Origin of the sequence: Sphingobium trunci (assembly GCF_022664535.1) — a bacterium.
In the GTDB taxonomy this organism is placed as follows: domain Bacteria; phylum Pseudomonadota; class Alphaproteobacteria; order Sphingomonadales; family Sphingomonadaceae; genus Sphingobium.
Window position 1 is genome coordinate 1 of the sequence record NZ_JAKUJY010000042.1, and the last position, 23,774, is coordinate 23,774.

The 23,774-nt window shown below is 64.5% G+C and carries 23 protein-coding genes; 8 read left to right on the forward strand and 15 right to left on the reverse strand.

Going from position 1 to position 23,774, the window contains the following annotated elements:
• Positions 1-51: 51 nt before the first annotated feature.
• Positions 52-1,035, reverse strand: a complete 984-nt coding sequence (locus MJ601_RS21045) for an MDR family oxidoreductase (protein WP_242130354.1) — start codon at positions 1,033-1,035, stop codon at positions 52-54.
• Between the two features lie 119 nt (positions 1,036-1,154).
• Between MJ601_RS21045 and MJ601_RS21050 the strand changes: the two genes are divergently transcribed.
• On the forward strand, positions 1,155-1,538 hold the full coding sequence (locus MJ601_RS21050; RefSeq protein ID WP_242130355.1) for a winged helix-turn-helix transcriptional regulator: 384 nt from the start codon (positions 1,155-1,157) through the stop codon (positions 1,536-1,538).
• Positions 1,539-1,617: 79 nt separating this feature from the next.
• On the opposite strand, the gene MJ601_RS21055 is transcribed toward MJ601_RS21050, so the two are convergent.
• Positions 1,618-1,935, reverse strand: coding sequence for a DNA glycosylase AlkZ-like family protein (locus MJ601_RS21055; protein ID WP_242130356.1), 318 nt, complete (start codon positions 1,933-1,935; stop codon positions 1,618-1,620).
• A 56-nt stretch (positions 1,936-1,991) separates the two neighbouring features.
• The gene (locus MJ601_RS21060) at positions 1,992-2,897 is read right to left on the reverse strand and encodes a LysR substrate-binding domain-containing protein (protein WP_242130357.1); all 906 of its coding nucleotides are present in this window, start codon (positions 2,895-2,897) and stop codon (positions 1,992-1,994) included.
• Between the two features lie 88 nt (positions 2,898-2,985).
• On the opposite strand from MJ601_RS21060, the gene MJ601_RS21065 reads away from it, so the two are divergent.
• Positions 2,986-4,020, forward strand: coding sequence for an aldo/keto reductase (locus MJ601_RS21065; RefSeq protein ID WP_242130375.1), 1,035 nt, complete (start codon positions 2,986-2,988; stop codon positions 4,018-4,020).
• Positions 4,021-4,033: 13 nt separating this feature from the next.
• On the forward strand, positions 4,034-5,224 hold the full coding sequence (locus tag MJ601_RS21070; protein ID WP_242130358.1) for an MFS transporter: 1,191 nt from the start codon (positions 4,034-4,036) through the stop codon (positions 5,222-5,224).
• A 62-nt stretch (positions 5,225-5,286) separates the two neighbouring features.
• Here the strand turns inward: MJ601_RS21070 and MJ601_RS21075 are convergent, their stop codons facing one another.
• Positions 5,287-5,952: an O-methyltransferase gene (locus tag MJ601_RS21075; protein WP_242130359.1), complete on the reverse strand. Its 666-nt coding sequence runs from the start codon at positions 5,950-5,952 to the stop codon at positions 5,287-5,289.
• A 92-nt stretch (positions 5,953-6,044) separates the two neighbouring features.
• Between MJ601_RS21075 and MJ601_RS21080 the strand changes: the two genes are divergently transcribed.
• Positions 6,045-6,695, forward strand: a complete 651-nt coding sequence (locus MJ601_RS21080; RefSeq protein ID WP_242130360.1) for a TetR/AcrR family transcriptional regulator — start codon at positions 6,045-6,047, stop codon at positions 6,693-6,695.
• A 56-nt stretch (positions 6,696-6,751) separates the two neighbouring features.
• Here MJ601_RS21080 and MJ601_RS21085 read toward each other — a convergent pair whose 3' ends face one another.
• From MJ601_RS21085 to MJ601_RS21135, 11 genes are all read right to left on the reverse strand, one after another.
• On the reverse strand, positions 6,752-8,269 hold the full coding sequence (locus MJ601_RS21085) for an ABC1 kinase family protein (protein ID WP_242130361.1): 1,518 nt from the start codon (positions 8,267-8,269) through the stop codon (positions 6,752-6,754).
• 266 nt (positions 8,270-8,535) lie between these two features.
• Positions 8,536-9,003, reverse strand: a complete 468-nt coding sequence (locus MJ601_RS21090; protein ID WP_242130362.1) for an SRPBCC domain-containing protein — start codon at positions 9,001-9,003, stop codon at positions 8,536-8,538.
• 170 nt (positions 9,004-9,173) lie between these two features.
• Entirely contained in the window at positions 9,174-10,352 is a 1,179-nt protein-coding gene (locus MJ601_RS21095; RefSeq protein ID WP_242130363.1) for a winged helix-turn-helix domain-containing protein, read from the reverse strand.
• A 385-nt stretch (positions 10,353-10,737) separates the two neighbouring features.
• Positions 10,738-11,439 (reverse strand): YoaK family protein, encoded by a 702-nt coding sequence (locus tag MJ601_RS21100; RefSeq protein ID WP_242130364.1) that lies wholly within the window; start codon positions 11,437-11,439, stop codon positions 10,738-10,740.
• Positions 11,440-11,456: 17 nt separating this feature from the next.
• Positions 11,457-12,833: an alginate export family protein gene (locus MJ601_RS21105; RefSeq protein WP_242130365.1), complete on the reverse strand. Its 1,377-nt coding sequence runs from the start codon at positions 12,831-12,833 to the stop codon at positions 11,457-11,459.
• On the reverse strand, positions 12,826-13,254 hold the full coding sequence (locus MJ601_RS21110; RefSeq protein WP_242130366.1) for a DoxX family protein: 429 nt from the start codon (positions 13,252-13,254) through the stop codon (positions 12,826-12,828). The genes MJ601_RS21105 and MJ601_RS21110 overlap by 8 nt, the downstream gene beginning before the upstream one ends.
• A 1-nt stretch (position 13,255) precedes the next feature.
• Positions 13,256-14,155: a VOC family protein gene (locus MJ601_RS21115; RefSeq protein WP_242130367.1), complete on the reverse strand. Its 900-nt coding sequence runs from the start codon at positions 14,153-14,155 to the stop codon at positions 13,256-13,258.
• A 141-nt stretch (positions 14,156-14,296) separates the two neighbouring features.
• Positions 14,297-16,141, reverse strand: coding sequence for an amidohydrolase (locus MJ601_RS21120; protein ID WP_242130376.1), 1,845 nt, complete (start codon positions 16,139-16,141; stop codon positions 14,297-14,299).
• Between the two features lie 80 nt (positions 16,142-16,221).
• Positions 16,222-16,470, reverse strand: coding sequence for a XapX domain-containing protein (locus tag MJ601_RS21125; protein ID WP_242130368.1), 249 nt, complete (start codon positions 16,468-16,470; stop codon positions 16,222-16,224).
• Positions 16,471-16,492: 22 nt separating this feature from the next.
• The gene (locus tag MJ601_RS21130; RefSeq protein ID WP_242130369.1) at positions 16,493-17,329 is read right to left on the reverse strand and encodes an alpha/beta fold hydrolase; all 837 of its coding nucleotides are present in this window, start codon (positions 17,327-17,329) and stop codon (positions 16,493-16,495) included.
• Positions 17,330-17,412: 83 nt separating this feature from the next.
• Positions 17,413-18,072, reverse strand: a complete 660-nt coding sequence (locus MJ601_RS21135; RefSeq protein ID WP_242130370.1) for a hydrolase — start codon at positions 18,070-18,072, stop codon at positions 17,413-17,415.
• Between the two features lie 312 nt (positions 18,073-18,384).
• Between MJ601_RS21135 and MJ601_RS21140 the strand changes: the two genes are divergently transcribed.
• From MJ601_RS21140 to MJ601_RS21155, 4 genes are all read left to right on the forward strand, one after another.
• Entirely contained in the window at positions 18,385-18,957 is a 573-nt protein-coding gene (locus tag MJ601_RS21140; RefSeq protein WP_242130371.1) for a MarR family winged helix-turn-helix transcriptional regulator, read from the forward strand.
• Between the two features lie 83 nt (positions 18,958-19,040).
• Positions 19,041-20,021, forward strand: a complete 981-nt coding sequence (locus MJ601_RS21145; protein WP_242130372.1) for an aldo/keto reductase — start codon at positions 19,041-19,043, stop codon at positions 20,019-20,021.
• A gap of 24 nt (positions 20,022-20,045) precedes the next feature.
• On the forward strand, positions 20,046-21,233 hold the full coding sequence (locus tag MJ601_RS21150; RefSeq protein ID WP_242130373.1) for an acetyl-CoA C-acyltransferase: 1,188 nt from the start codon (positions 20,046-20,048) through the stop codon (positions 21,231-21,233).
• On the forward strand, positions 21,230-22,666 hold the full coding sequence (locus tag MJ601_RS21155) for an MATE family efflux transporter (RefSeq protein WP_242130374.1): 1,437 nt from the start codon (positions 21,230-21,232) through the stop codon (positions 22,664-22,666). The genes MJ601_RS21150 and MJ601_RS21155 overlap by 4 nt, the downstream gene beginning before the upstream one ends.
• Positions 22,667-23,774: the final 1,108 nt, after the last annotated feature.

A 23,774-nucleotide genomic window follows, 5' to 3' on the forward strand; every position in this document is an offset into this window, starting at 1 on the left:
CTTCGAGAACGGGTCGACGCGCCGAGCGCGTCGACCGCCGGTTCCCAGTGGCTAGGCGTTTACATTGACGAGAGTGCGCCCCTTGACCTTTCCTTGGAGCATTGCGCCGGCAAGTGCGCCCACTTCACCAAGGCCGATCTCCTTGATCGTCGAGGCGAGCTTGTCGAGATCCAGGTCGGTTGCCAGGCGTTGCCATGCCGCTTCCCGCACAGATTGCGGTGCGTTCACCGAATCGATGCCTGCCAGGGTCACATTGCGCAAGATGAACGGAAGGACCGAGGTCGGCAGTTCCCGACCGCCGACAAAGCCGCAAGCGGTCACAACGCCACGATATCCCGTTTGCGAAAGAACGTTGGCCAAGGTCTGACCGCCTACGGTGTCGATTGCCGCAGGCCAGCGGTCCGGAGCGATCGGCTTGCCCTCGCCGGACAGCTCGGCTCGATCAAGGATCTCGCTTGCGCCGAGATTCTTGAGATAGTTGCTCTCGGCCTTCCCCGTCGAAGCAATCACCGTGTAGCCCAGCTTGGCGAGGATCGCCGTCGCGATTGAACCAACACCGCCCGACGCACCGGTTACCAGGACCGAGCCGCGGCCGGGGGTTATACCGCCATGCTCGAGCGCCAACACGCTCAGCATCGACGTGAACCCGGCCGTTCCGATCGCCATGGAATCGCGCGTGCTGATCGAACTCGGAAGTTTGACCAGCCAGTCCGCCTTGAGGCGCGCACGCTGCGAGAATCCGCCATGATGCGTTACTCCGAGCGCATGACCGGTGGCGACCACCTTATCACCCGGCGAGAAGCGCGGATCGCTGGACTGCGTGACGGTGCCGGCAAAGTCGATCCCGGGAATGAGCGGGAATGCCTGAATGATCTGATTGGTGTAGATCGCTATGGCGTCTTTGTAATTGATCGACGACCATTCGACGGAAACGTCGACTTCGCTTTCGTCGAGGAAATCCTCTGCGACGGTTTCAACTTGCGCACTGATCCCCCCGTCATCCGATTTCCGGGCCACAATCGCCTTGAAGGACATGGTCGTCTCCATTCTTGATCATCTGGTGTGGATCAAATAGAGCGATGTTGTGTTCTTCGTAAGAACGCACAATCATCACTGATACTTACATTTTTGTGCCTAACGTTGGAGTGGTTCCCATGCGGCCCAAGCGCCTCGATCCGAAAAGCGGATGTGCGGTTGAATTGACCCTCTCGGTTATCGGGGGCGTCTGGAAGCCTCTGATCCTCTTTCACCTTCTGACGGGAAAGAAGCGGTTCATGGAGCTCACGCGCCTGATCCCCAGCGCGACCCAGCGAATGCTGACGCTTCAGCTGCGAGAGTTGGAAGCCGATGGCCTGGTGCTCCGCCATGTTTATGCCGAGGTCCCGCCTCGTGTGGAATATGAGGTCACCGCCCTTGCTCGGACGCTTGCGCCGGTGATGTTGAGCCTGCGGGAATGGGGGGAGAATTACCGCCGCGAGCAACAAAATCTTCCCCCTGTTGGGCCACATTGTGCCGCATCCGAGGCTGCCAACGCGTAAGCTTGCTCGGCCGGGTAGGCTCCGCCGCAGCGAGAGTGCTTGGGCCGGAGGTGTGGAAAGGAAATGGGGAGGCAAGCGGTCAGATCGACCGGGCGATCTCGCCGAGGCTGACGGATGCGAGGGCTAGCCACGCGGCCATCCGGTCCAGTTCGAACGTCAGCCGGTCGATCGTCTCGGGCGGAGCAGCGGGTTCAAGCGCGATGCGCCGCGCGCGCAGCACGCCGGCCTGGCGGTCGGCCTTGAGATCGACGCGCGCGACCAGCGTGTCGCCCAGCAGGAAGGGCAGCACATAATAGCCGTGGGTGCGCTTGTCCTGTGGCACATAGATCTCGATCCTGTAGTGGAAGCCGAAAAGCCGCTCGGCGCGGCCGCGCGCCCAGATCGACAGCGGCGGCACGATAAATCAAGGTCGTGACCTGTTGAGGGAGCGTTATTTCAGTTGTTCTTCGTGGATCATGTCAATTTTTCCGCGAGGAAGTCCACGAACACTCGAAGACGTGCAGGCACATTGGCGCCGCCCAGAAAAACGGCATGGATCGTTTCGATATCGCCGGGATTATAGTTTTCCAACAGCGGCACCAACTGACCGGAGGCCAGTTCGGGTTGAACGCTGAACCGGCCCACGCGGGTGATGCCGACGCCGTCGGCCGCAAGCTGCCCCAGTGTCTCGCCATTATTGGCCTCGATCGTACCGCGGACGCTCAGCGCATAGTCGCGGCCGTCCTTGCGGAACGGCCAGACTGGCTCGGCGCGACGGAAATTGAAATTCAGGCAGTTATGGCCGTGCAGGTCCTCGGGCGTTTGCGGGGTGCCGTGCCGGGCGAGATAGGCGGGGGAGGCGACGATGACGCGGCCATTCTCGCCCAGCTTGCGGGCGGTCAGCGGGCTGTCGGCCAGCGGTCCGAAGCGGATCGCGACATCGGCCTGCCCGCCCGCAATGTCGACCAGCCGGTCGCTGAGGCTGATGTCGACCAATATGTGCGGATAGCGTTGCGCGAATTCGCCCAGCAGCGGCACGATGCACAACCGGCCATGGGAATGGGCCGCGCTCACCCGCAGCCGCCCGCGCGGAGCGCCGCGGTCGGCGATTGCCTGCTCGGCCTCGTCCAGATCGGCCAGGATGCGGCGCGCGCTGCCGAGATAAGCCTGGCCCTCCGCCGTGAGCGTCAGCGCGCGGGTTGATCGCAGCAGCAGCCGGACTCCCAGCCGATCCTCTATCCGGTCGACCGCACGGCTGACCGCTGACGGCGTAAGGCCCAGTAATCGCCCCGCGGCGGAGAAACTGCCCTCGGCGACCACGGCCGCGAAGGTTTCCAGTGCCCGCGCCCGATCGGCCTGAAAGGGCATCTTTTCATCCATTGCAAAGATCCTTCGCCTTGCTGCCCTCTAAACCAGGGAAGTCCCTCATTCCATTTATGCGCTCACAACGGAATGGAAAGGGATGACGATGGAATATCGGCAATTGGGGGCATCGGGTCTGCGTGTGCCGGTGCTGAGCTTCGGCACCGGCACCTTCGGCGGCTCAGGGCCGCTGTTCGGCGCCTGGGGCAACAGCGACGCGCAGGAAGCGCGGCGTCTGGTCGACATCTGCCTCGACGCCGGCATGACCCTGTTCGACACCGCCGATGTCTATTCGAACGGCGCTTCGGAGGAAGTGCTGGGCGCGGCGATCAAGGGGCGGCGCGATCGGGTGCTGATCTCCACCAAGCTCGGTCTGCCGACCGGGGAGGGCCCCCTTGACTGGGGCGTGTCGCGCGACCGCCTGATCCGCGGGGTGGAAGGAGCGCTCATGCGCCTCGGCACCGATCATATCGACCTCTTGCAACCGCACGCCTTCGACGCTTCGACCCCGGTCGAGGAATTGCTCGCCACGCTCGACGCGTTGATTCGAGCCGGCAAGCTGCGCCATGCCGGCGTGTCCAATTATCCCGGCTGGCAGTTGATGAAGGCGCTCGGCACAGCGGATCGCCATGGCTGGCCGCGCTTCGTCGCCCATCAGGTCTATTATTCGCTGATCGGCCGCGCCTATGAGGCCGATCTGATGCCGCTCGCCGCTGACCAGGGCGTGGGCGCGCTGGTCTGGAGCCCGCTGGGCTGGGGGCGGCTGACCGGCAGGATAAGGCGCGGCAGCCCGATCCCGGAGGGCAGCCGCCTGCACCAGACCGCCGCCTTCGCCCCGCCGGTGGAGGAGGAGCATCTCTATCGCGTCGTCGATGCGCTGGACGAGATCGCGGCGGAGACCGGCAGGACGGTGCCGCAGATCGCGCTCAACTGGCTGTTGCAGCGGCCCACCGTGTCCTCGGTCATCATCGGCGCGCGCAATGAAGAGCAACTGCGCCAGAATCTGGGCGCGGTCGGCTGGTCGCTGACCGCCGATCAGGTCGCCCGGCTCGATCAGGCCAGCTATCGGATGCCGGCCTATCCCCACGCGCCCTATCATCAGCAGCCCGGTTTCGCCCGGCTAAACCCGCCCCTTGTCTGACGGGAGGAACAGCATGAAGATCAATCCGCCGCTTCTCGCCCTGGCGGCCGGTGCCTTCGGCATCGGCGTCACCGAATTTGCCCCGATGGGCCTGTTGCCTGTCATCGCCACCGACCTTGGCGTTTCCATCCCCGCCGCCGGCCTGCTCATCAGCGCCTATGCGATCGGCGTGATGCTGGGCGCCCCGCTGATGACGCTGACCACCGGTCGGCTGCCGCGCCGCACGCTGCTGATCGGCCTCGCCGCCATTTTCACGATCGGCAATCTGATCGCGGCGCTCTCCAGCAGCTATACCATGTTGCTGTTCGCGCGGATCATCACCTCGCTCAACCATGGTGCCTTCTTCGGCGTGGGATCGATCGTCGCCGCCAGCCTTGTCCCGCCCCAGCGTCAGGCCGGGGCGGTCGCCGCCATGTTCATGGGGCTGACGATCGCCAATGTCGTCGGCGTGCCGCTGGCGACCTGGGCCGGCGATATCATGGGATGGCGCGCTGCCTTCTGGGGCATCGCCGCGCTCGGCGTGCTCACCATGGCGGGGCTGCGCCTGACCCTGCCGGACATGCCTGCCCCTGAAGATGGCGACGCGCGGTCCGAACTGCGCGTGCTGATGCGCGGGCCGGTGCTGGCGGCGCTGGGCCTGACCGTGGTCGGCGCCAGCGCGATGTTCACCGTCTTCACCTACATCACCCCGATCCTGCGAGAACAGACCCATGGCTCGATCGGCTTCGTGACCGCGATGCTGGTGCTCTATGGCGTGGGTCTCACCATCGGCAACGGGCTGGGCGGACGCTTTGCCGACCGTTCGGTCGACAAGACCCTGATCGTGACGCTGTCCGCGCTGACGGCGATCCTGGTCGCCTTTGCCTTCGCCATGCCCTTTGCCGGTCCAGCGGCGGTGCTGATCTTTCTGTGGGGCATCGCCAGCTTCGCGCTCGTCCCACCGCTCCAGGTGCGGGTGATGAACGCAGCCGCCCAAGCGCCCAATCTGGCGTCATCGATGAACATAGGCGCGTTCAATCTCGGCAACGCCATCGGTGCGGCACTGGGCGGCGGGATCATCGCGGCAGGGTTGAGCCTGCCCTTCGTCTCAATCGCAGGGGCAGCGGCATCAGGCGCCGGTTTGCTGGCCATCTTGATGAGCTCTCGAAATACTTCGGTTCATGACGCGCGCCTGCAAAAGCATGTGGAAGAACGGACCGTGTGAAGCCGGAAAGCACCCGATCGAGGAAATGAGTCGAAGGCGGCGCGAAGCCGCCTTCTTCGGCATCAGCCCAGCCGCATCGTCAGCTCGACTTCCTCGCCATAGGGAATGGACATATAGCCGCTGTTGGGCGCGCGCACGCGTTCCAGATAGGCCGGGCTATGATCGGCATTGTCGGCGATGATCAGCGCGCCTGGACGAAGCCGCGGCTCTACCCTGTCCAATATGTCTGGATACAGGGCCTTGGCCCCATCGAGCAGGAGCAGGTCGATCGAAGCCGGAAGGTCGATGCCCAGCGTCTCCAGTGCGTCGCCCTCGCGAAACTCGACCAGATCTGCGAGACCGGCAGCCTCCAGATTGTCCCGCGCACGGGCCAGCTTGGACGGCTCGAACTCGCTGGTGATCAGGCGGCCACCGCCATTGTCGCGCAAAGCCGCCGCCAGATGCAGGGTCGAGATGCCGAAGGATGTGCCGAACTCCACGATATGACGCGCGCCGATGCTCCGGGCGAGCATGTAGAGGAGCTTGCCTGCCTCCCGCGACACGGGAAGGGCATAGTCGCGCAGTTGGCCATAGAAATGGCGATATTCGGTGCGGCTCTGCATCAGACGCATGGTCTCCTCTTGCGGCAGCTCGGCGAATGCGGGGTTCTCCCAGGGGGCATTTGCCTCCGCTTCGGTGAAGAGGCGGTCGAGCAGGGGAGCGAGGGGGGATGTGGTGAGGCTGGTCATGGAAACTCCCGGTGGCGCACAAGCCTGTCTTGTGCGGTCCGAAAAATACGACTAATTCGTCACATTCGTTAATCGCATTAGGGAAGCTTGCCTTGGTTGATCCCAGAAATGTCCGGATTTCCTTGCGGAAGCAGCCCCAGCAGGCACGCTCATCAGGGCTGGTCGAGGCGGTTCTGGAGGCGGCTGTTCAGCTTCTTGTGGCGGAAGGAGCGGTACGTTTCACCATGGCGCGAGTCGCCCAGCGGGCCGGGGTGAGCGTTGGCTCGCTCTACCAATATTTCCCGAACAAGGCGGCGATCCTCTTCCGTCTGCAAAGCGACGAGTGGCGCGAGACCAGCGCGTTGCTTCGGACGATCCTGGAGGATCGGGAAAAACCGCCCCTGGAACGGGTGGGCGCGCTCACCCACGCCTTCGTCCGCTCGGAATGCGAGGAAGCGGCGGTGCGCAACGCTTTGGCCGATGCCGCGCCGCTCTATCGCGATGCACCCGAGGCGACGGAGACCAAGGCGGCCGCGCATACCGCCTTCCGGAATTTCATCGAAGAGGCTTTGCCCGGTTTGACAGCCGACCATCGGGACGTCGTCGCCGATCTCATGAAGACGACATTGAGCGAGGTGGGCAAGCATGTTTCCGAGAAGGCGCGCACTGCTCCCGAAATCGAAGCCTATTCGGATGCTCTGGCCGACATGCTGAGTTCCTATCTCATCAGGCTCAACCCGTCTCTGCGCCCGGATGCGGGATGAGGCCGAAAGGAGAAATGCCATACCGAGTGGAAGTGTCTCGCTCAGAGGATCATGCTCTAACTTAGGAAACCCGTCGCCAGCAACGCCAGTGCATGGAGGAAGACCGCGCCCGCCAGCAGCGCTGCGGCGTGACGGATCGCGGACGGTAGAGCCCTATCCTTCCGGGGTTCCTCACTCCGTTCCATCCGCATGGTGGCGGCACGCATCAGGGCCGGGGCTTCGGCGGACAGGCGCGAGACCTCCAGCAGCAAGGCTTCGATCCGGTCGGGCGCTACCAGCCGCGACAGGCGCGAGGCCAGGAGGCGGCCGCGCAGTTCTTCAAGGGCCTCCGACAGGTCGAAACCGGGCATGATGCCGGCCAGCACACCGTCCATCGTCACCATCGCCTTGAAGATCAGCACGAGGTCGGGCGGCAGGACCAGGCCTTCGCTGCAAAGCAATGGGAAGAAATCCGCGACCATCGCGTTCAGCATCAGCGCGCCGGTTCCGTGGCGTGCGACCAGGCGATCGGCCGCGACCAGCAGCCGTTCGCGGGGAACATCGCCCGACTGCGACCAGGATGCGAGCATGTCGGCGACGCCGGAGGGATCGTTGCCGCGCAAGGACAGAATGAAGGTCAGAAATTCATGCTGGCGACGGGTACTCACAAAACCGACCGATCCCAGGTCGAGCAGTGCAAGGCGCGCTTGATCCGTATCTCCGCTCGGCGGCAGGCACAGTAAATTGCCGGGGTGCGGGTCGGCATGAAAGCGCCCGTTGATCAGAACCATCTCCAGAACCAGCCGTGCGCCCAACCGGGCGATGGTGGACGGGTCGATGCCCGCTGCCGTCAGACCGACCGGATCGCGTGGCGGCACACCCGCCACATAGTCCATGACCAGCAGCGTTTCGCTCGTATATTGCCAGTGGATGCGTGGTACGACGACCTGAGGGATGGGCGCAAGGTCCGCCCGCAGCATGTCCGCATTGCGGCCCTCGTTGGTGAAATCCAGTTCATCGAGGATGTCGCGGCCAAGCTGTTCGATCATCGCCGATGGCATCATGCGGCGTGCCGCCGCGCTGCGCTGCTCCACAAGGGAAGCGAGATGACGCAATAATCTGAGGTCGGCCTCCATCGCCCTACGGATACCGGGGCGACGGATCTTCACCACTACCTCGCTATTGTCATGCAAGGTGGCCCGATGGACCTGCGCGATCGACGCGGCGGCGAGCGGTTCGGGATCAAAGCGGGCGAAGGCGGTTTCCGGTAGTTCGCCCAGCGCGGCCTCGACGGATTCGCGCAGCATGTCGAACGGCAGGCGCGGCGCGTCGCTCTGGAGCTTCTCGAAGGCCGCGATCCATTCGGAAGAAAGTATGTCGCGACGCGTTGCGAGGATCTGGCCCAGCTTAACGTAGGTAGGCCCCAACGCCTCAAGCGCTCGGCGGACACGCGTGGGCAGATTGTCCTCTCCGCGCGCTTCTTCGTTCTTGCCGTTGGAAAGCCCCAGCCGCACGAACAGCGATTCTATGCCGAAACGCGCGATTACCGCGCTGACTTCCGACATGCGCGCGCGATCGCGTGCGGCCACCGTCATTGTCTCAAAAATCGTGGGCAATTCGCCTCCCTCGTTGCAAAGTGGAAACGAAAAGGCAGCTTTCATGGTTCCCGGCCATGATCGGATATGACATCGTGCTCCGTGGCGGCATCAATCTGGCACGCGATCCGCAAACCGGCCGCAACTTCGAATATCTAGTCGAAGACCCATTCTTGGCTGGCCTTAGCTGCGCCTCGCGAGCGAGGAGGCTTCGAAGTTGAGGAACACCGGCATGTCGCCCTAATCGGCGAAGAGGGCGGAAGGTTTCACTCGAGGAAGTCGGCGAGGTTGCGGAGCGTAGAGGTCATGCCCTCGACATGATCGGCCTCGCTGATCCCGGGCGGCACATTCTCGGCGAGGAAAGTGACCTTGCTCGCGCCGCCCTTGGCCTTTTCGATCGTGGTGGTGATCGTCATCGTGCCGGCGAAGCGCGGATCGTCGCTGTGGAATTGCACTTCCTCGACAATGCGGCGATCGGGCAGCAGATCGGTGAAGCGGCCTTCGAACAGATCCTCGCGCGCGCTGGTCTTGCCATGGCCCGCCGCACCGTCGGGATAGATGAACGCCATGCGATAACCGCCGCCGATCCGGGGATCGAACCGTTCGACCCGCGCGGCCATGCCCTGGGGCGGCCGCCAGGAACTTACCGCCTGGGCGTCGAGGAAGGCGCGGTAGATGGCGCGCGGGGTGGCTAGGATGTCACGGGTCGCCCGGTGGATGCGCGAGTCGGTCATTGCTGCTCATTATCCGGCGACGCGCTTGCTCGGCAATGTGCCGGGCGCGGACAAGCGAAAGGCCGCCCCTTCCGGGACGGCCCCTCCATCGTGAGCGCCTTCGCGGCAGGCTCCACCGCAGCAAGTGTGCTTGGGCCGGAGGGGCGGGAAGGAAATGGGGAGGCAAGCGGTCAGATCGACCGGGCGATCTCGCCGAGGCTGACGGATGCGAGGGCTAGCCACGCGGCCATCCGGTCCAGTTCGAACGTCAGCCGGTCGATCGTCTCGGGCGGAGCAGCGGGTTCAAGCGCGATGCGCCGCGCGCGCAGCACGCCGGCCTGGCGGTCGGCCTTGAGATCGACGCGCGCGACCAGCGTGTCGCCCAGCAGGAAGGGCAGCACATAATAGCCGTGGGTGCGCTTGTCCTGTGGCACATAGATCTCGATCCTGTAGTGGAAGCCGAAAAGCCGCTCGGCGCGGCCGCGCGCCCAGATCAGCGGATCGAAAGGCGCCAGCAGCGCCCCAGCTTCGATGCGGCGGGGCAGTCCGGCATCGCGGTGCATCCAGGCCTTCTGGCTCCAGCCCTCCACTTTGACGGGAAGGAGGATGCCCTCTTCGGCGAGCGTGGTGATGGCGTGATCACCTTCATCGGGTTTGAGCCGGAAATAGTCGCGCAGGTCGGCGGCGGTCGCGACGCCCATTGCGCGGGCGCTGCGCTCGACTAGATGGCGCTGCGCGGTGGCGTCGTCGGGGGTGGGAAGGTCGCGGATCGGCTGCGGGATGACGCGCTCGGACAGGTCATAGACCCGCGCGAAGTTGCCGCGCCGCGTAGTGGTAGTGATGAGCCCCGCCCAGAACAGCCATTCCAGCGCGTGCTTCGCGTGGCTCCATTCCCACCAGCCGCTTTTGCTCCTCCCGTCCTCGAAATCGGCGGCGGTGAGCGGACCATCGTTACGGATGCGGTTCAAGATCGCCTCGGCTTCGGCGCGACGTTCGGTCGCGAAACGGCGGAGACCGGCATAACCCGCTTCGCCGCGCTCGGCCTTGGCCATCCGCCATCGCAGGTGCGGCTGGAGGTCGAGCGGCAGCAGCGAAGCTTCGTGCGCCCAATATTCGAACATGCGGCGTTGGCGCCTGGGTCCCCAGGCGTCGCTTTCGAGAAGGGCCGGGTCATAAGGCCCAAGCCGTGAGAAAGCTGGGAGGTAATGCGCGCGGGTCAGGACATTGACGCTGTCGATCTGGAACAGGCCGAGCCGGTCATGGGTACGGCGCAATTGCCGGGCGCCGACCTGTGGGAGCATGCGCTGGTTGAACCCTTGCGCGGCGAGCGCGATGCGCCGGGCCTGTTTGAGTGAAAGGGTGAGGGTCACTAGGGCTGCCGGCTATGGAAGAAGTTCAGAAGCCGGCGCGCGCGTCCGAGAATGATGGAGCGGAACATGATACGACCATAGCGTCGGGTTGGCCACGCTCCAAGCGCTTCGGGCGGGCGGTGCGAATGCCGTTCGGCATTGCACGAAGGTACGGCAATGGGAGCCGGCGAGTACGGCAACCTGCACGGTAGACCGCGCGATCAGGTGAGGATTGTCAGCGGTCCCGAAGAACTCCTTGCCCCCATTCTGTCGAGCAAATCACAGCATGTCGCTCGAAGAATGAACCGACCCGCCAGGCGGGATATTGCCGTAGCGCTCCATATTCTTTTCATCGCGCCTTGGTTTGTACCGGACGGCGCTTCGCTCGGGTGGCGCCGGCTGATCGTCATGCGCCATGGGGCAGGGCGGCGGCCGGATGCCGCACGCAGAGCAGCGTGCCCAGCAGGACAATGATGCCCGACACGAACAGCGGCAGGGCAAGGCCCATATGCACGACCATCAGCGCGCCAGCCGCCGCCCCGGCGAAGATGGCGACGATCGCCGCGATCCGCCGCGGAAGGTTGGGATTGGCGCCGCCCGCCATGCTGGAATCCGCCGCGATGCCGGTGACGGTGAGGGTCAGGACGGTGGTTGTCAGGTCAGGCACCTTCAACTGGCGGATGGTGGCATTGCGGAAGCCCATGGCGATGGCGGTCAGCGCGATGATCGCGAACAGGGCGATGGTCGGCTTGACCGAGGGCACGTCGAAATTCAGCGCGACGACCGCCGCGATCCACAGCAGCGCCGCTTCGATCAGCGCCGCGACGGTCAGCCAATGGCGCAGCGGGCGCTTGGCCAGCCCCTGCCCGATCCGTCCCGCAACGGCGGCGCCGACGAAGAAGGTCAGCAGCGCCACCATATAGGGGGCGACCTTGAAGCCGGGCGTCTGGGCAGCAGCAAAGCCGAGGAAGACCACATTGCCTGTCATGTTGGCGGTGAAGACCTTGCCCAGGCCCAATACGCTGACGGCATCGACCATGCCGGTCGTGACCGACAGCAGCAGGAGCAGGCCGGGGAGGGGGGAAGAGCTTTGGGGCGCTGGTGGCATGGAATGCTCCTGATGATCTAGAAACGGAAATTGGCTTCGAGGCCCGTCATGGTGATGGTTTTGGCCGGGCCGGTCTGGCGGATGAAGGCGCCCGGCGCGAAGAATGACAGTGAAGCCGACAATTCCAGTTCGGGTGTCGCCTGCCAGGCAAGCGTGGCTTCGGCCTCCTTGCCGATGAACCGAGCGTGGCTGCCGTTGGCGGCTCGGATCAGATTGCCGGGAATGTCGTAGACGCCGTCATTCCGGCTGTAGCGCCAATAGGCCATGGCGGCGATGCTGGTGGAAAAGCCGTTGCCCAGCGGCGCGCCGATCCGGGGATTGAGGCTGACGATATTGGTCGGGCCGACCGGCGATAGTTCGCCGAAATATTTGCCCTTGGGGAAGAGGGCGTTGAACGTGCCGAGATTATCGTCTTCACTATTGCGATCACCGCTGACGATGTTGAAGCGCACCGTCGCATCGGGCGACAGCGGCAGGTCGGCAAGCGTGCGGCCGACCTCGGTGCCCAGCGTCCAGGCGGAAATGCGCTGGCCCTCATAATGGCCGAACTGCCAGACGCCCTCGACATTCCAGTGCCAGTCGCCCCGCGCGCCATGCGAACGCAGGCCAAGGCTGTGGCGCTCCTCGCGCCCGGTCAGCCCGCCAAAGCGAGCGGCGCGGTTGCGATAGCCCAGATAATAGAGATCCAGTTCCGGCAGGGTCGCATAGGCGCCCCACAGCTTGCGCGTTCCGGACGTATGATCGTCGAAACTGCCTGGGCTGGGCTGCACCGGGTTGAGCAGAAACAGGTCGAGCTTGCGTCCCTTGCCCAGGGACATGCTGCCGCGCACTCCATCGAACGCCAGAGGCGTGTTGGGGCCGTAGCGGGTGCCGACCAGCCGTTCGGTGCCCAGCGACAACATCTGTCGCCCGCCGCGCAGCGTGACGGGGCCGACGCCGACCTCCGCAAAGCTCTGAAGCATGTCGAGGCGGCTCTGGTCGATCGGACTGGCGGAGGGCGCGACGCCGACGGCATAACTGATGATCGGCTGAACGAAGGCGCGGGCATGAAGCGTGTCTGAGGTGCCGATGTGGAGGTCCGCATAGGGCATGGCGCGTGCCCAGAGATAGGAGTCGTCGGGCGCATCGGCTCCGCCCCAGAGATTATTGGCGTAATTTTCATTGCGCAGCCGCACCTCCACGCCGGTGGACAGCCAGATGTCGTTGGCCAGCGGGATATATTTGAACTGGCCGGTCCAGTGGTGGCCGCGCTTTTGCGTGTCGGCCAGGTCCGCCCAGTCCTCGTCATAGCGGGTGATCGACAGGGTGGGCGCCTGCCAGGCTTCGGTCGTCTGCGCGACCAGCGGGCCGGACGCGCAGAGCGACAGGGCGAGGCAGGCGATCCTTTCAGGCACGGCGCTGCGCCTGTTCGGCGACGAGGGCCGCGAGGATGAAGCCGCCGATCAGGCCGAGATGCTCGAAAAAGGCATTGGTGGCCATGAAGCGCTCTTGCCCCAAGGGCATCGTCCAGAAGGCATTGGCGGTGAAGGCGGCGAGCAGGGTGAAGACGCCCAGCATGCCCGCGCCCAGCCAGGCCATGCGGCCAGTCAGGATGAGCAGCGGGCCGACAAGTTCGATTCCGATGGTAAGGGCAGCCCACAGGGCAGGCGGGTTCATCCCGAAATGCGCCTGCTCGGCGACCGCCGCCGGCCAGTCGGTCAGCTTGACGATGCCGCCCAGCAGATAGGCGCCCACCAGCAGCATCCGGGCGACGAACCATGTCGGCTTCCAGTCGAGGATCGCGTCGACGAAGCGGGGATCGCGGTCGGTGCGCATCCTACTTCGCCGCCTGCGCATGGACTTCGGCGATATAGCCGCCGGGGAAGCGCAGGATCGCGCTCCGCCGACCGGCAACAGTCTTGGGCGCGACGAGCGTTTCCACGCCCGCGGCCGATGCCTTGGCCAATGTCGCGTCGAGGTCGGCGACCTCATAGCCGGTCATGTCGCGGCCATAGGGCCATGGCAGTTGGCCATCGGAAACGAAGACGGTCATCCTGCCATAGCCGCTTTCGATGGTGACGCGGCGGATGGCCTTGCCGGGCTGACCGATTTCCTCACCCCTGGCGGCGCGGTCGTCGGAGACGATCCTGCCATGGGCAAAGCCGCTCCAGTCCCTGATGAAGCGATCGGCGGCATCGGCGGTCAGGTAGATGCGGTTTTCCGGCACGGTGGTAAGCGCCGGATAATTGGGCTTGGCGGTATGCCAGTAAAACTGCATGTTCACGCCGCCCGCCCATTGCACGACCACGTCGCGGCCGATGGGGTCGGGGAAGGTGGCGACGCGGCGCACGGCGCCATGCTTGACGGCGGAGGCAACGGCGGCGTCCATGTCGCTGACCAGATAGCCGGTGCGCTCGTCGCCGAAGGGATAGGGGATGGGCGTCTTGAAGCCGAAGACGGAGACGGTACCGGCCGGGGTCAGCGCCAGTTGCGACCTGGTGAGGCTGGGCGTCGGCGTCACCTGGAACTCGCCCTGTTTCGACGTCTTTCCGCCGAAGGTCGCGACGAAGCTGGTCACGAAAATGTCGAACTGGCCTTCGGGCACATAGACATGGGTGGTGTCATATTGCGGGCCGACCGCATAATCGGCGGTCGCCACCGGTTTGGCGATCACAGGTGCGGCGATCGGGGTGGCGGCGACCATCAGGGTCGCGAGAATCATGGTGAAGCGTTTCATGTCCGTGCTCCGGTTGGTCGAGGGTGAGATCGGTTTAGACGGCAACCCACACTCCATGGATCCGAATAAAATCGATGATCATTTTCGAAATAATGGAACAGTGGAACTGGTCACTCCGGCGAGAAAGAGACCGGTACCGGATCAGACGGCCCAGCAGCCGCAGCCTAGCGAGCCCCAGAAGCTCTGGACGTCGGCGGCGGGCACATGCGCCCCCAATGCCGCTGCATGGTCATGGCCATGGACGCCGCAGGCCGAATGGCAGCCGCAGGCCGATGCCAGTTGCGCGCGGGCTTCGCGGGTCTTGTGGTAGCCGCCGAAGGTCGCGACCGGCGACCAGTCGGGCATGGGTTTGGGCAGTTCCGGCGCGAGTGGGGCATAGTCGCCCTCGCCATGGACGACCTTGCCGCCAAGCAGGGTCAGGATTGACCGGATATGGACGATCTGGTCTTCCGGCACGGAGAAATAGTCGGCCGACAGCAAGGCAAGATCGGCCAGTTGCCCGGCCTTGATCTGGCCCTTCTTGCCGATTTCGTTGGAGAACCAGGTGTTCTCGTGCGTCCACATCGCGAGCGCCTTTTCCCGGCTGACGCGGTTGTCGCCACGATATAGGGACAAGCCACCGACGGTGCGGCCCGTTACCAGCCAGCTCAGCGACACCCAGGGATTGTAGCTGGCGACGCGAGTGGCGTCGGTCCCGGCGCCGACGGGAATGCCTGCCGCGATCATCCGGGCGATGGGCGGGGTGCGTTCGGCTGCTCTGGCGCCGTAGCGCTCGACGAAATATTCGCCCTGATAGGCCATGCGGTGCTGCACCGCGATGCCGCCGCCCAATGCCGCGATCCGGTCGATATTGCGGTCGCTGATGGTTTCGGCATGATCGAAGAACCAGTTGATGCCTTGCAACGGAATGTCCCGGTTCACCTTCTCATAGACGTCGAGCGCACGGCCGATCGTCTCGTCATAGGTGGCATGCAGGCGCCAGGGCCAGCGATGCCCGGCGAGCAGGCGGATGACGGGTTCGAGGTCGCCTTCCATATTCGCCGGCATGTCCGGCCGGGGCTGGCGGAAATCCTCGAAATCCGCCGCCGAATAGACCAGCATCTCGCCCGCGCCATTATGGCGATAGTTGTCGTCGCCCTGGCCCGGCGTGACCTGCTTCACCCAGCCGGAGAAATCGGCCAGCTCTTCCTTGGGCTTCTGGGTAAAAAGATTGTAGCTGATGCGGACGGTCAACTGATCGTCCTGATGCAGCTTCTCGATAATCTCATAATCTTCGGGATAATTCTGGAAGCCGCCGCCCGCGTCGATCACCCCGGTTACGCCCAGCGCGTTGACGTCGCGCATGAAATGGCGGGTGGAGTTGAGCTGATATTCCCGTGGCAGCTTGGGACCCTTGGCAAGGGTCGAATAGAGGATCGTCGCATTGGGCTGGGCCAGCAGCAGCCCGGTAGGGTTGCCGGCCGCGTCGCGGACGATCTCACCGCCGGGCGGATTGGGGGTGTCCTTGGTATAGCCCACGACGCGGAGCGCCGCGGCATTGAGCAGCGCGCGATCATAGAGGTGCAGGATGAAGACCGGTGTGTCGGGCGCGACGGCATTGAGTTCGGTGATGGTCGGCAGGCGCTTTTCGGCGAATTGATGCTCGGTAAAGCCGCCGACCACGCGCACCCATTGTGGGGCGGGCGTGCGGGCGACCTGCGCCTTCAGCATGTCCATCGCCTCGGCCAGCGTGGGCACGCCGTCCCAGCGCAATTCCATGTTGAAATTGAGGCCGCCGCGGATGATGTGCATGTGGCTGTCGATCAGGCCGGGGATCAGACGATGGCCCTTGGCGTCGATGATGGTGGCGCCAGGCGCGGCGGCGCGGACTTCGGCTTCGCTGCCCACGGCCAGGAATTTGCCTTGGCGGATGGCGACGGCCTGCGCCACCGGATTTTCCCGGTCCAGCGTCGTCACCTTGGCATTGATGATGATCGTGTCGGTCATGGGCCTTTCCTTGGCACGGGCATGAAAGGGGGAGAGAAGGGCGGAGGCGGCCACTCCCGCCATGGCGTCGCGGCGGCTGATCATGCGCCGCCCTTCCGATTGCCGGGCAGGCTGCCCAGTACATGGTCGCGGCATTCGTTGCGAACGAAGCGGGCGAGTTCATGGGCATCGGCCCAGCGCTTGGCGAGTGGGACGACCTGTTCGCCCACCAATATGCCGAGCAGGCCGATCAGGGCCACCACCGGGGGCGCGGGTGAGCGCACCCCCAGCAGCGAATAGACGATGCCGACCAGAAGACCGGCGCCGAGCGAGAGAAGATAGACTTTCATGGCCGGTCTCCTGTTCGATGCATCAGTTCTGGATGAATGCGAGGATGTCGGCGTTCAACACGTCTGCATTCACTGTCAGCATGCCATGCGAATAGCCCTCGTAAATCTTGAGCGTCGCGTTCGGCAGGATCTCCGCCTGAAGCACGCCGGCATTCTTGTAGGGCACGACCTGATCGTCGTCGCCATGCAGCACCAGGGTCGGCAGCGTTATGGCAGTCAGATCGTCGGTCTGGTCGGTCTCGGAGAAAGCCTTGATGCCTTCATAATGAGCCTTGGCGCTGCCCATCATGCCCTGGCGCCACCAATTGTCGATGACGGCGGGCTTCACATCGGCCCCTTCGCGATTGAAGCCATAGAAGGGACCGGCGGCGACATCGCGGAAGAATTGCGCGCGGTTGGCGGCAAGGCCGGCACGCAGACCGTCGAATATGTCCATCGGCAGGCCATCGGGATAACGTTCGGTCTTCAGCATGATCGGCGGCACGGCACTGACCAGCACGGCTTTGGCGACGCGGCCTGCGGGCTGGCCATGGCGGGCGACATAGGCGGCCACTTCGCCGCCGCCGGTCGAATGGCCGATATGGACGGCGTTCTTGAGGTCCAGATGGCGGGTGACGGCGGCGGCGTCAGCGGCATAATGGGCCATGTCATGGCCTTCGCTCACCTGGGCCGAACGGCCATGACCGCGACGGTCATGAGCGATGACGCGATAGCCCTTCGACAGGAAGAACAGCATCTGGGCGTCCCAGTCGTCGGACGACAGCGGCCAGCCATGGTGGAACATGATGGGCTGGGCATCCTTGCTGCCCCAGTCCTTGAAGAAGATGTCGACGCCGTCGTCGGTGGTCACGAAGCTCATGGGGATCATCCTTTGCAAAAATCGGGAAGGGGGAGGGACGGCGGCTGCGGGGGAGGGGCTAACCGCCGGCCCGGTGACAGGACTTAATGGCTGCCTTCGGAGGCGCCGAACATGGCTTTCGCATATTTGATGCCGAGGCCGTATGCGCCGCCAAATTCCTTGGCGATGCCGGTGGTGGAGTCGTAGGTTTCGGCGCGCGCCCAATCGCGTTGCAGTTCGAGCAGATACTGGAGCGAGGTCATCGGCGTGGCGCCCAACTGGATCATGCGTTGCACGGCGCGCTCGTGCGCTTCCTCGCTGATGTCACCGCAGGCGTCGGCGATGAAATAGACGTCGAAACCCTGATCGATCGCGGAGGCGACCGGGCCAACGATGCAGACGCTGGTCCACAGACCCGCGAAGACGATCCGTTCCTTGCCGATACGGTTCACTTCCTCGATCACGGCGGCATCTTCCCAAGTGTTCATGCTGGTGCGGTCCAGCAGCTTCTGGCCGGGGAAGGCGTCAGTGATTTCGTCGAACATCGGGCCGGAAAAGCTCTTTTCCGCAACGGTGGTCAGGATGGTCGACACGCCGAACGACTGGGCGGCGCGGCTGATGAGGGCGGCATTGTTCCGCAGCAATTCAGGCGCGATCGACTTGGTCGCGAAGGACATCTGCGACTGGAAGTCGATCAGGATCAGCATGTGGTCGGTGGGCGAGATGAGGGACTTGCCAGGCGTCGGGGTGGCGGTGATCGTCATGGGTCGGCTCCTTGGTTTCGAGCAGTTGTCGCTGCTGTGAAGGCAGTGTTAGCCGGCGTGCTTGATCTGAAATACTCAGATAAAGTTCGGCATCTCGTTCGAAAAAATAGAAATGCCGGGCGCGAGTCCGATGCGCGCGATCTTAGCGGCTTACCGCCAACCGTGCTAGGATCAGGCTGACACGTCATCGATCATTCGGATGGAAAAGGCGCCTTGGCGCCGCGCGGTCAGGCCGATCAGGTGCCTGATCGCAATTGTCGCGACCCTATTGGCATTTTCACATTCACGATGATCAGAAGACGATTGATGTGAATGATTCGAACAGCCGTCCTGGCTGGCGTGGCGGCGGTCGCCGCCATGGGCACCGCGCTGGCGGCCAGCCACAGCAGCCATATGATGAAGATCAGCCTGCCCGACGGCATGGCGGCCTCTTGTAGATGTGCAATTACACACTATCTTACGGCAATGCCCGAGACACCTACAGCTTGCTACAACCTTGCAGCGCGTCGCCACGCTCGTGCGCTGACGCGGCTGTACGATCGACATCTCGCGCCGGCGGGCGTGTCGAGTTCCCAGTTCTCCATCCTTGCGGTGACGGCACGGGGCGAGGCGATGACGATTGCCAATCTGGCTCGTGCGATGGTGATGGAGCGCACCACTCTGATGCGTGCCGTTTCGCGGCTCGAAGCCGAGGGCCTGATGGATCGTCATCAGCCTGAGGGTGCGCGTGGCATCGTGCTAACATTAACGGTCGCCGGGCGCGACAAGCTGGCTACCGCGGCGCCGTTGTGGCGGGCGGCGCAGGAGGCATACGAGATGCAGGTGGGCAAGGAGGACGCCGCCCGCCTGCGCGACGATCTGCAACGACACGCTTTCGAAGACTGACCATGCGGCCAGCGAACAAGGCTGTCCGCTAAAATGTGTAATTACACATGATCTTTTCAAATTCCGATTTTCAGGAGAACACCATGCAGTACAGGACATTCGGACGTACCGGCGTGCAGGTGGCGCGGATCGCGCTCGGCACCGGGAACTTCGGCACCCGCTGGGGCCATGGCGCCGACCCTCGTGAAAGCGAGGCGATCCTCAACGCCTATGCCGAAGCGGGCGGCAACTTCATCGACACCGCCGACATCTACCAGTTCGGCGAGTCGGAGGAGCTTCTCGGCGGCATGCTCAAGGGCAGGCGCGAGGATTTCCTGCTCGCCTCCAAGTTCACCATGGGCGCGGCGCCCGACGCGGGTCGTCTCGTCCTGGGTAACAGCCGCAAGGCGTTGGCCGCGTCGGTGGAAGCCAGTTTGCGGCGCCTCGGCACCGACCGCATCGATCTCTACTGGGTTCATCAGCCCGACGGGATAACGCCGATGGAAGAGATCCTGCGCGGCCTCGATGATCTCGCGCGGGCAGGCAAGATCCTCTATGCCGGGCTCTCCAACTTCCCCGCTTGGCGCGTCGCGCGTGCGGCGACGCTGGCGGAGGCCGCGCGCAGCCTGCCGCTGGCCGCCGTGCAGTTCGAACATAGCCTTGTCCATCGCGCGCCGGAGGCGGACCTGTTCCCCGCCGTCGAGGCGCTCGGGCTGGGCGCGGTCACATGGTCGCCGCTCGGCGGCGGGATGCTGACCGGCAAGTACCGCAAGGGTGAGGCAGGCCGGGCCGAAGGGCTCGGTGGCCGGGTATTCCAGCCGGAGAACAGCGCCCAGCGTTCCGCCGTGCTGGATGCCGTTCTGGCGGTGGCGGAGGAGGCGGGAACCACCGCCGACCGTGTGGCCATCGCGTGGGCTGGTTCACATGGCGCGGTGCCTCTGATCGGCCCGCGCACGCTGGAGCAGCTGCGCAGCAATATCGCGGCCGCTGACCTTGTCCTTTCGCCTGAACAGATCGCGCGGCTTGATACGGTCAGCGCGCTCGATCCCACATCTCCCCGGCGCCACGAAGCCGCCGTGGCCTGACACCAGCAAATCGGAGTGAATGCCATGTCCCGTACCGAAATCGTGCTCGCGCAACCGGTGCGAACCGCCATTGGCGCCTTCAATGGGACGCTGAAGGATACCCCGGCCACCACGCTCGGCGCCGCCGTCATCGCCGAGGCCGTGCGCCGGTCCGGGCTCGCGCCCGATCGCGTGGGCTCGGTCGTCATGGGCAACGTCATCCAGGCGGGCAACCGCATGAACCCGGCACGGCAGGCTGCGATCGGCGGCGGGCTGCCGGTCTCGGTTCCGGCGCTGACCGTCAACCGTGTGTGTGGCTCGGGCGCGCAGGCGATCCTCTCCGCCGCGCAGGAAATCGCGATGGGCGGCATCGGAGCGGCAGTCGCGGGCGGCATGGAGAACATGGACCGAGCGCCCTACCTCCTCGAAGGTGGGCGCTGGGGACTGCGCATGGGACCGGGTGCCGTGCTCGACAGCATGCTGACCGACGGGCTTCACGACGCCTTTTCGGGCGAGCATTCGGGCTGGCACACGGAAGCGCTGGCGGATCGTTCCGGAATCGGCCGCGAGGAGCAGGACCGCTTCGCGCTTCGTTCGCAGCAGCGCTTCGCCGCTGCGCGCGACGCTGGGCTGTTCGATGCGGAGATCCTCGCGCTCGAGGTCACGGGCGGCAAGGCGGGCAAGGTCGCCTTCGGCGTCGATGAGGCGCCCCGGCCGGACACGACGGCGGAAAAGCTCGCTCGCTTGAAGCCCGCATTTCGGACCGACGGCACGATCACGGCTGGTAATGCCCCGGGCCTCAACAGCGGTGCCGCCGCAGTCGTCGTCGCGGAGCGGGACTTCGCCGAGGCTGTGGGGATCGAGCCGTATGCGCGGCTGGCGGGCTACGGCGTTGCGGCGGTGGAACCCGGAATGTTTGGGCTCGGCCCCGTTCCGGCTGTCCGTCAGGCGCTGGAGCGTGCAGGCTGGGGACTTGGCGACGTCGAGCGGATCGAGATCAACGAGGCTTTCGCGGTAGTGCCGCTGGCGGTCATCAAGGAACTCGGCATACCCGAGGACATCGTCAACGTCGAGGGCGGGGCCATCGCCCATGGGCATCCGATCGGCGCAACCGGCGCGGTGCTCACGACGAGGCTGCTGCACGCCATGCGCCGCGATGGCCTGCGCCGGGGCTTGGTGACGCTGTGCATCGGTGGCGGACAGGGCGTCGCCCTCGCACTGGAAGCGCTATGACGGTGCAGGTGGCCCTGGCGAAAACGGCTATACCTTCGCCCGTGCGGCAGATGGACGCGCGCACCCGCGCGATGATCGAGGGACCGGTCGCGCCGATGATTCTGCGGCTCGCCCTGCCCAACGTCCTCATCATGTTGACGCAGGCGTCGACCGGCTTGATCGAGACATGGTGGGTGGCGAAGTTGGGCTCCGACGCGCTGGCGGGCATGGCGCTCGTATTCCCCGCGCTGATGCTGATGACGACCTTTTCCGCCGGAGCGCTTGGCGGCAGCATATCCTCGGCTGTGGCGCGCGCGCTCGGTGGCCGCCGGCAAAGTGAAGCTGATGCGCTCATCCTGCACGCCGTGGTCGTCAACATCGCCCTTGGCCTTGCGTTCTCGGCGATCTTCCTGGTGGGAGGGGAACGCATCTACCGCCTGATGGGCGGGGAAGGTGCCAGCCTGCGCGCCGCGCTGATCTACTCGAACGTGGTCTTCGCGGGTAACGTTTTTGTGTGGCTCATGAACGGTCTTTCCAGCGTGATCCGCGGCACCGGCAACATGCGCTTCCCGGCGCTGGTGACCTGCATCGGTGCCGTCTTCCTGATACCTGTCTCGCCGCTGCTGATCTTCGGGTTCGGCCCGGTTCCCGCGCTTGGCATTGCCGGGGGCGGGGCCGCGCTGGTCGTTTATTACGTCGCGGGAACGCTGGCGATGGCATGGCACATCTTGAGCGGCCGCAACCCCGTCCGCGTCGCGAAGGCGCCGTTGCGCCGCGATCTCATCGTCGGCTTGCTGCGCGTCGGCGGCCTTTCGGCGCTCAACTCGGTGCAGACCAATCTGGTCATCGCCGGAACAACCGCGCTCGTTGCCTCGGGAGCCGGACTTGCCGCCGTTGCCGGATACGGAACCGGGGTAAGGCTGGAGTATCTGCTGATCCCCCTCGTGTTTGGGATCGGCGCGCCGCTGATCGCGCTCGTCGCCACAAATTTGGGGGCGGGGCAAGTCGCCCGCGCCAGGAGGATCGCGTTGACGGGCGCGGCATTGGCCTTCGTTACGTCCGAGGCTGTAGGCCTTGTCGCCGCAGTCTTTCCGGCTGCGTGGATCGGCCTCTTCACCCATGACTCGGAGATCATTTGCTATGGCAGCGCATATCTGCGCATGGTCGGACCGTTCTACGGCTTCTTCGGCGTCGGCCTTGCGCTCTATTTCGCCTCGCAAGCGGTCGGGCGTCTGCGCTGGCCGATTGCGGGCGCATTTACCCGGCTTGTCGTGGCAGTTGGGGGCGGGATGCTCGTTCTGCGATATACCGGATCGCTCACGGCCCTTTTTATCTGCATGAGCGTGGCTCTGGCGGCGTATGGTCTCCTCGTTCTCATCCCCGTGGGGCTGCGTCCCTGGATTGGGGAGGAACGCGCCGGTGGCGATAGCAAAGAGGTCAGGGCGGAACACTGACGGGATTTTCGAGCGCCGAAGCTCACGCGCTGGTGCTCCCTCGGGTCCGCCGCGCTGACCACCAGGGACGGACAAGAGGATATTGTTGGCGGAACCAGATTGCACTGGAAATAGGTGTTTCGCGCTCGCGTGCTCGTCCATGCATCGTGCCGAATGGCAGTTTCCTCCGGGGGAAGAACAGACACTTTCGGGTTCTGCCCGGAACGACGGGCTTGTCCCACGACCCGGCGGTTCATTCCCCACAAACGACCCTTCGCCGTCGCTCAGCGGCCGAGTTGCTCTTCTCAGTAGCGGACACCTCACTACCGCGCTGAGGCCGGACATTATGTCCGCTATGTTGGACAATCCGGACAGGCAGCTTTCGGGCGCGAAGTGACGAGAGCGGACACCGGCAAACGCCGCGTCACATGATCGCATTTCCTGAAGCCGGCCTTCCGGTTCGGTGAGTTTTCCTTTGGTCCGCCTCCAGAGCCGCTTGTCCGCCATAAACTACCCACGTTGGACTTTTCATGACGAGGGTCGCCCCGCGCCTGCGAAACTGACAAATTTGACTGGGGCAATCGAGCCAAGCGCAGACAGGTTGCCCGAGCGCCCACTAATCGCCAGTCGATGATCTGATAATGTGCCGATGCGGCGCCGGACGGGATCGTTCGCTAGAGCGAGTGACTGGCATTGATGGAACGCGCGCGAACTAGAAGAAGGTCGCCTTCGCGCCATCAAAGGAAGTAAGTGACAAGGTCAATGGCTGACTCCTCAGCGCGACTTGTAGTTTTCGGTATCGTATTCTGTCACTCCCGCGGCGGGACGCGGCGTCGAAGTGCTGCGATCAACGCGGCTCCTGCCAACATGACCTGCGCTATGGCGTTCAAAAAATCCGGATTCATCAATTCCATTTCGCCCTCCATGTGAAGCGGTGAGAGCGTGGAAGCATGGATTTGATCACAGTGACCTTGGCGTTCGTGACACAAAAGCCAGGTTATTGTGACGTGTCGTCCGTATTGAAATTGGGCCGTTCGCGCTTCAACTGCGACACGAAATTACGGATTCGATCGACGCCAGGGGGCTGGAGATTGCGACGGCGCGCCAGTTTGCGAGCGTAGCCCGCGAT

Bases quoted from the DNA above. Each gene is read 5' to 3' on its own strand.
- MJ601_RS21045 (WP_242130354.1), bottom strand. From the start codon at position 1,035: ATGTCCTTCAAGGCGATTGTGGCCCGGAAATCGGATGACGGGGGGATC.
- MJ601_RS21050 (WP_242130355.1), top strand. From the start codon at position 1,155: ATGCGGCCCAAGCGCCTCGATCCGAAAAGCGGATGTGCGGTTGAATTG.
- MJ601_RS21060 (WP_242130357.1), bottom strand. From the start codon at position 2,897: ATGGATGAAAAGATGCCCTTTCAGGCCGATCGGGCGCGGGCACTGGAA.
- MJ601_RS21065 (WP_242130375.1), top strand. From the start codon at position 2,986: ATGGAATATCGGCAATTGGGGGCATCGGGTCTGCGTGTGCCGGTGCTG.
- MJ601_RS21070 (WP_242130358.1), top strand. From the start codon at position 4,034: ATGAAGATCAATCCGCCGCTTCTCGCCCTGGCGGCCGGTGCCTTCGGC.
- MJ601_RS21075 (WP_242130359.1), bottom strand. From the start codon at position 5,952: ATGACCAGCCTCACCACATCCCCCCTCGCTCCCCTGCTCGACCGCCTC.
- MJ601_RS21085 (WP_242130361.1), bottom strand. From the start codon at position 8,269: ATGACGGTGGCCGCACGCGATCGCGCGCGCATGTCGGAAGTCAGCGCG.
- MJ601_RS21090 (WP_242130362.1), bottom strand. From the start codon at position 9,003: ATGACCGACTCGCGCATCCACCGGGCGACCCGTGACATCCTAGCCACC.
- MJ601_RS21100 (WP_242130364.1), bottom strand. From the start codon at position 11,439: ATGCCACCAGCGCCCCAAAGCTCTTCCCCCCTCCCCGGCCTGCTCCTG.
- MJ601_RS21110 (WP_242130366.1), bottom strand. From the start codon at position 13,254: ATGCGCACCGACCGCGATCCCCGCTTCGTCGACGCGATCCTCGACTGG.
- MJ601_RS21115 (WP_242130367.1), bottom strand. From the start codon at position 14,155: ATGAAACGCTTCACCATGATTCTCGCGACCCTGATGGTCGCCGCCACC.
- MJ601_RS21120 (WP_242130376.1), bottom strand. From the start codon at position 16,141: ATGACCGACACGATCATCATCAATGCCAAGGTGACGACGCTGGACCGG.
- MJ601_RS21125 (WP_242130368.1), bottom strand. From the start codon at position 16,470: ATGAAAGTCTATCTTCTCTCGCTCGGCGCCGGTCTTCTGGTCGGCATC.
- MJ601_RS21130 (WP_242130369.1), bottom strand. From the start codon at position 17,329: ATGAGCTTCGTGACCACCGACGACGGCGTCGACATCTTCTTCAAGGAC.
- MJ601_RS21135 (WP_242130370.1), bottom strand. From the start codon at position 18,072: ATGACGATCACCGCCACCCCGACGCCTGGCAAGTCCCTCATCTCGCCC.
- MJ601_RS21140 (WP_242130371.1), top strand. From the start codon at position 18,385: ATGATTCGAACAGCCGTCCTGGCTGGCGTGGCGGCGGTCGCCGCCATG.
- MJ601_RS21145 (WP_242130372.1), top strand. From the start codon at position 19,041: ATGCAGTACAGGACATTCGGACGTACCGGCGTGCAGGTGGCGCGGATC.
- MJ601_RS21150 (WP_242130373.1), top strand. From the start codon at position 20,046: ATGTCCCGTACCGAAATCGTGCTCGCGCAACCGGTGCGAACCGCCATT.
- MJ601_RS21155 (WP_242130374.1), top strand. From the start codon at position 21,230: ATGACGGTGCAGGTGGCCCTGGCGAAAACGGCTATACCTTCGCCCGTG.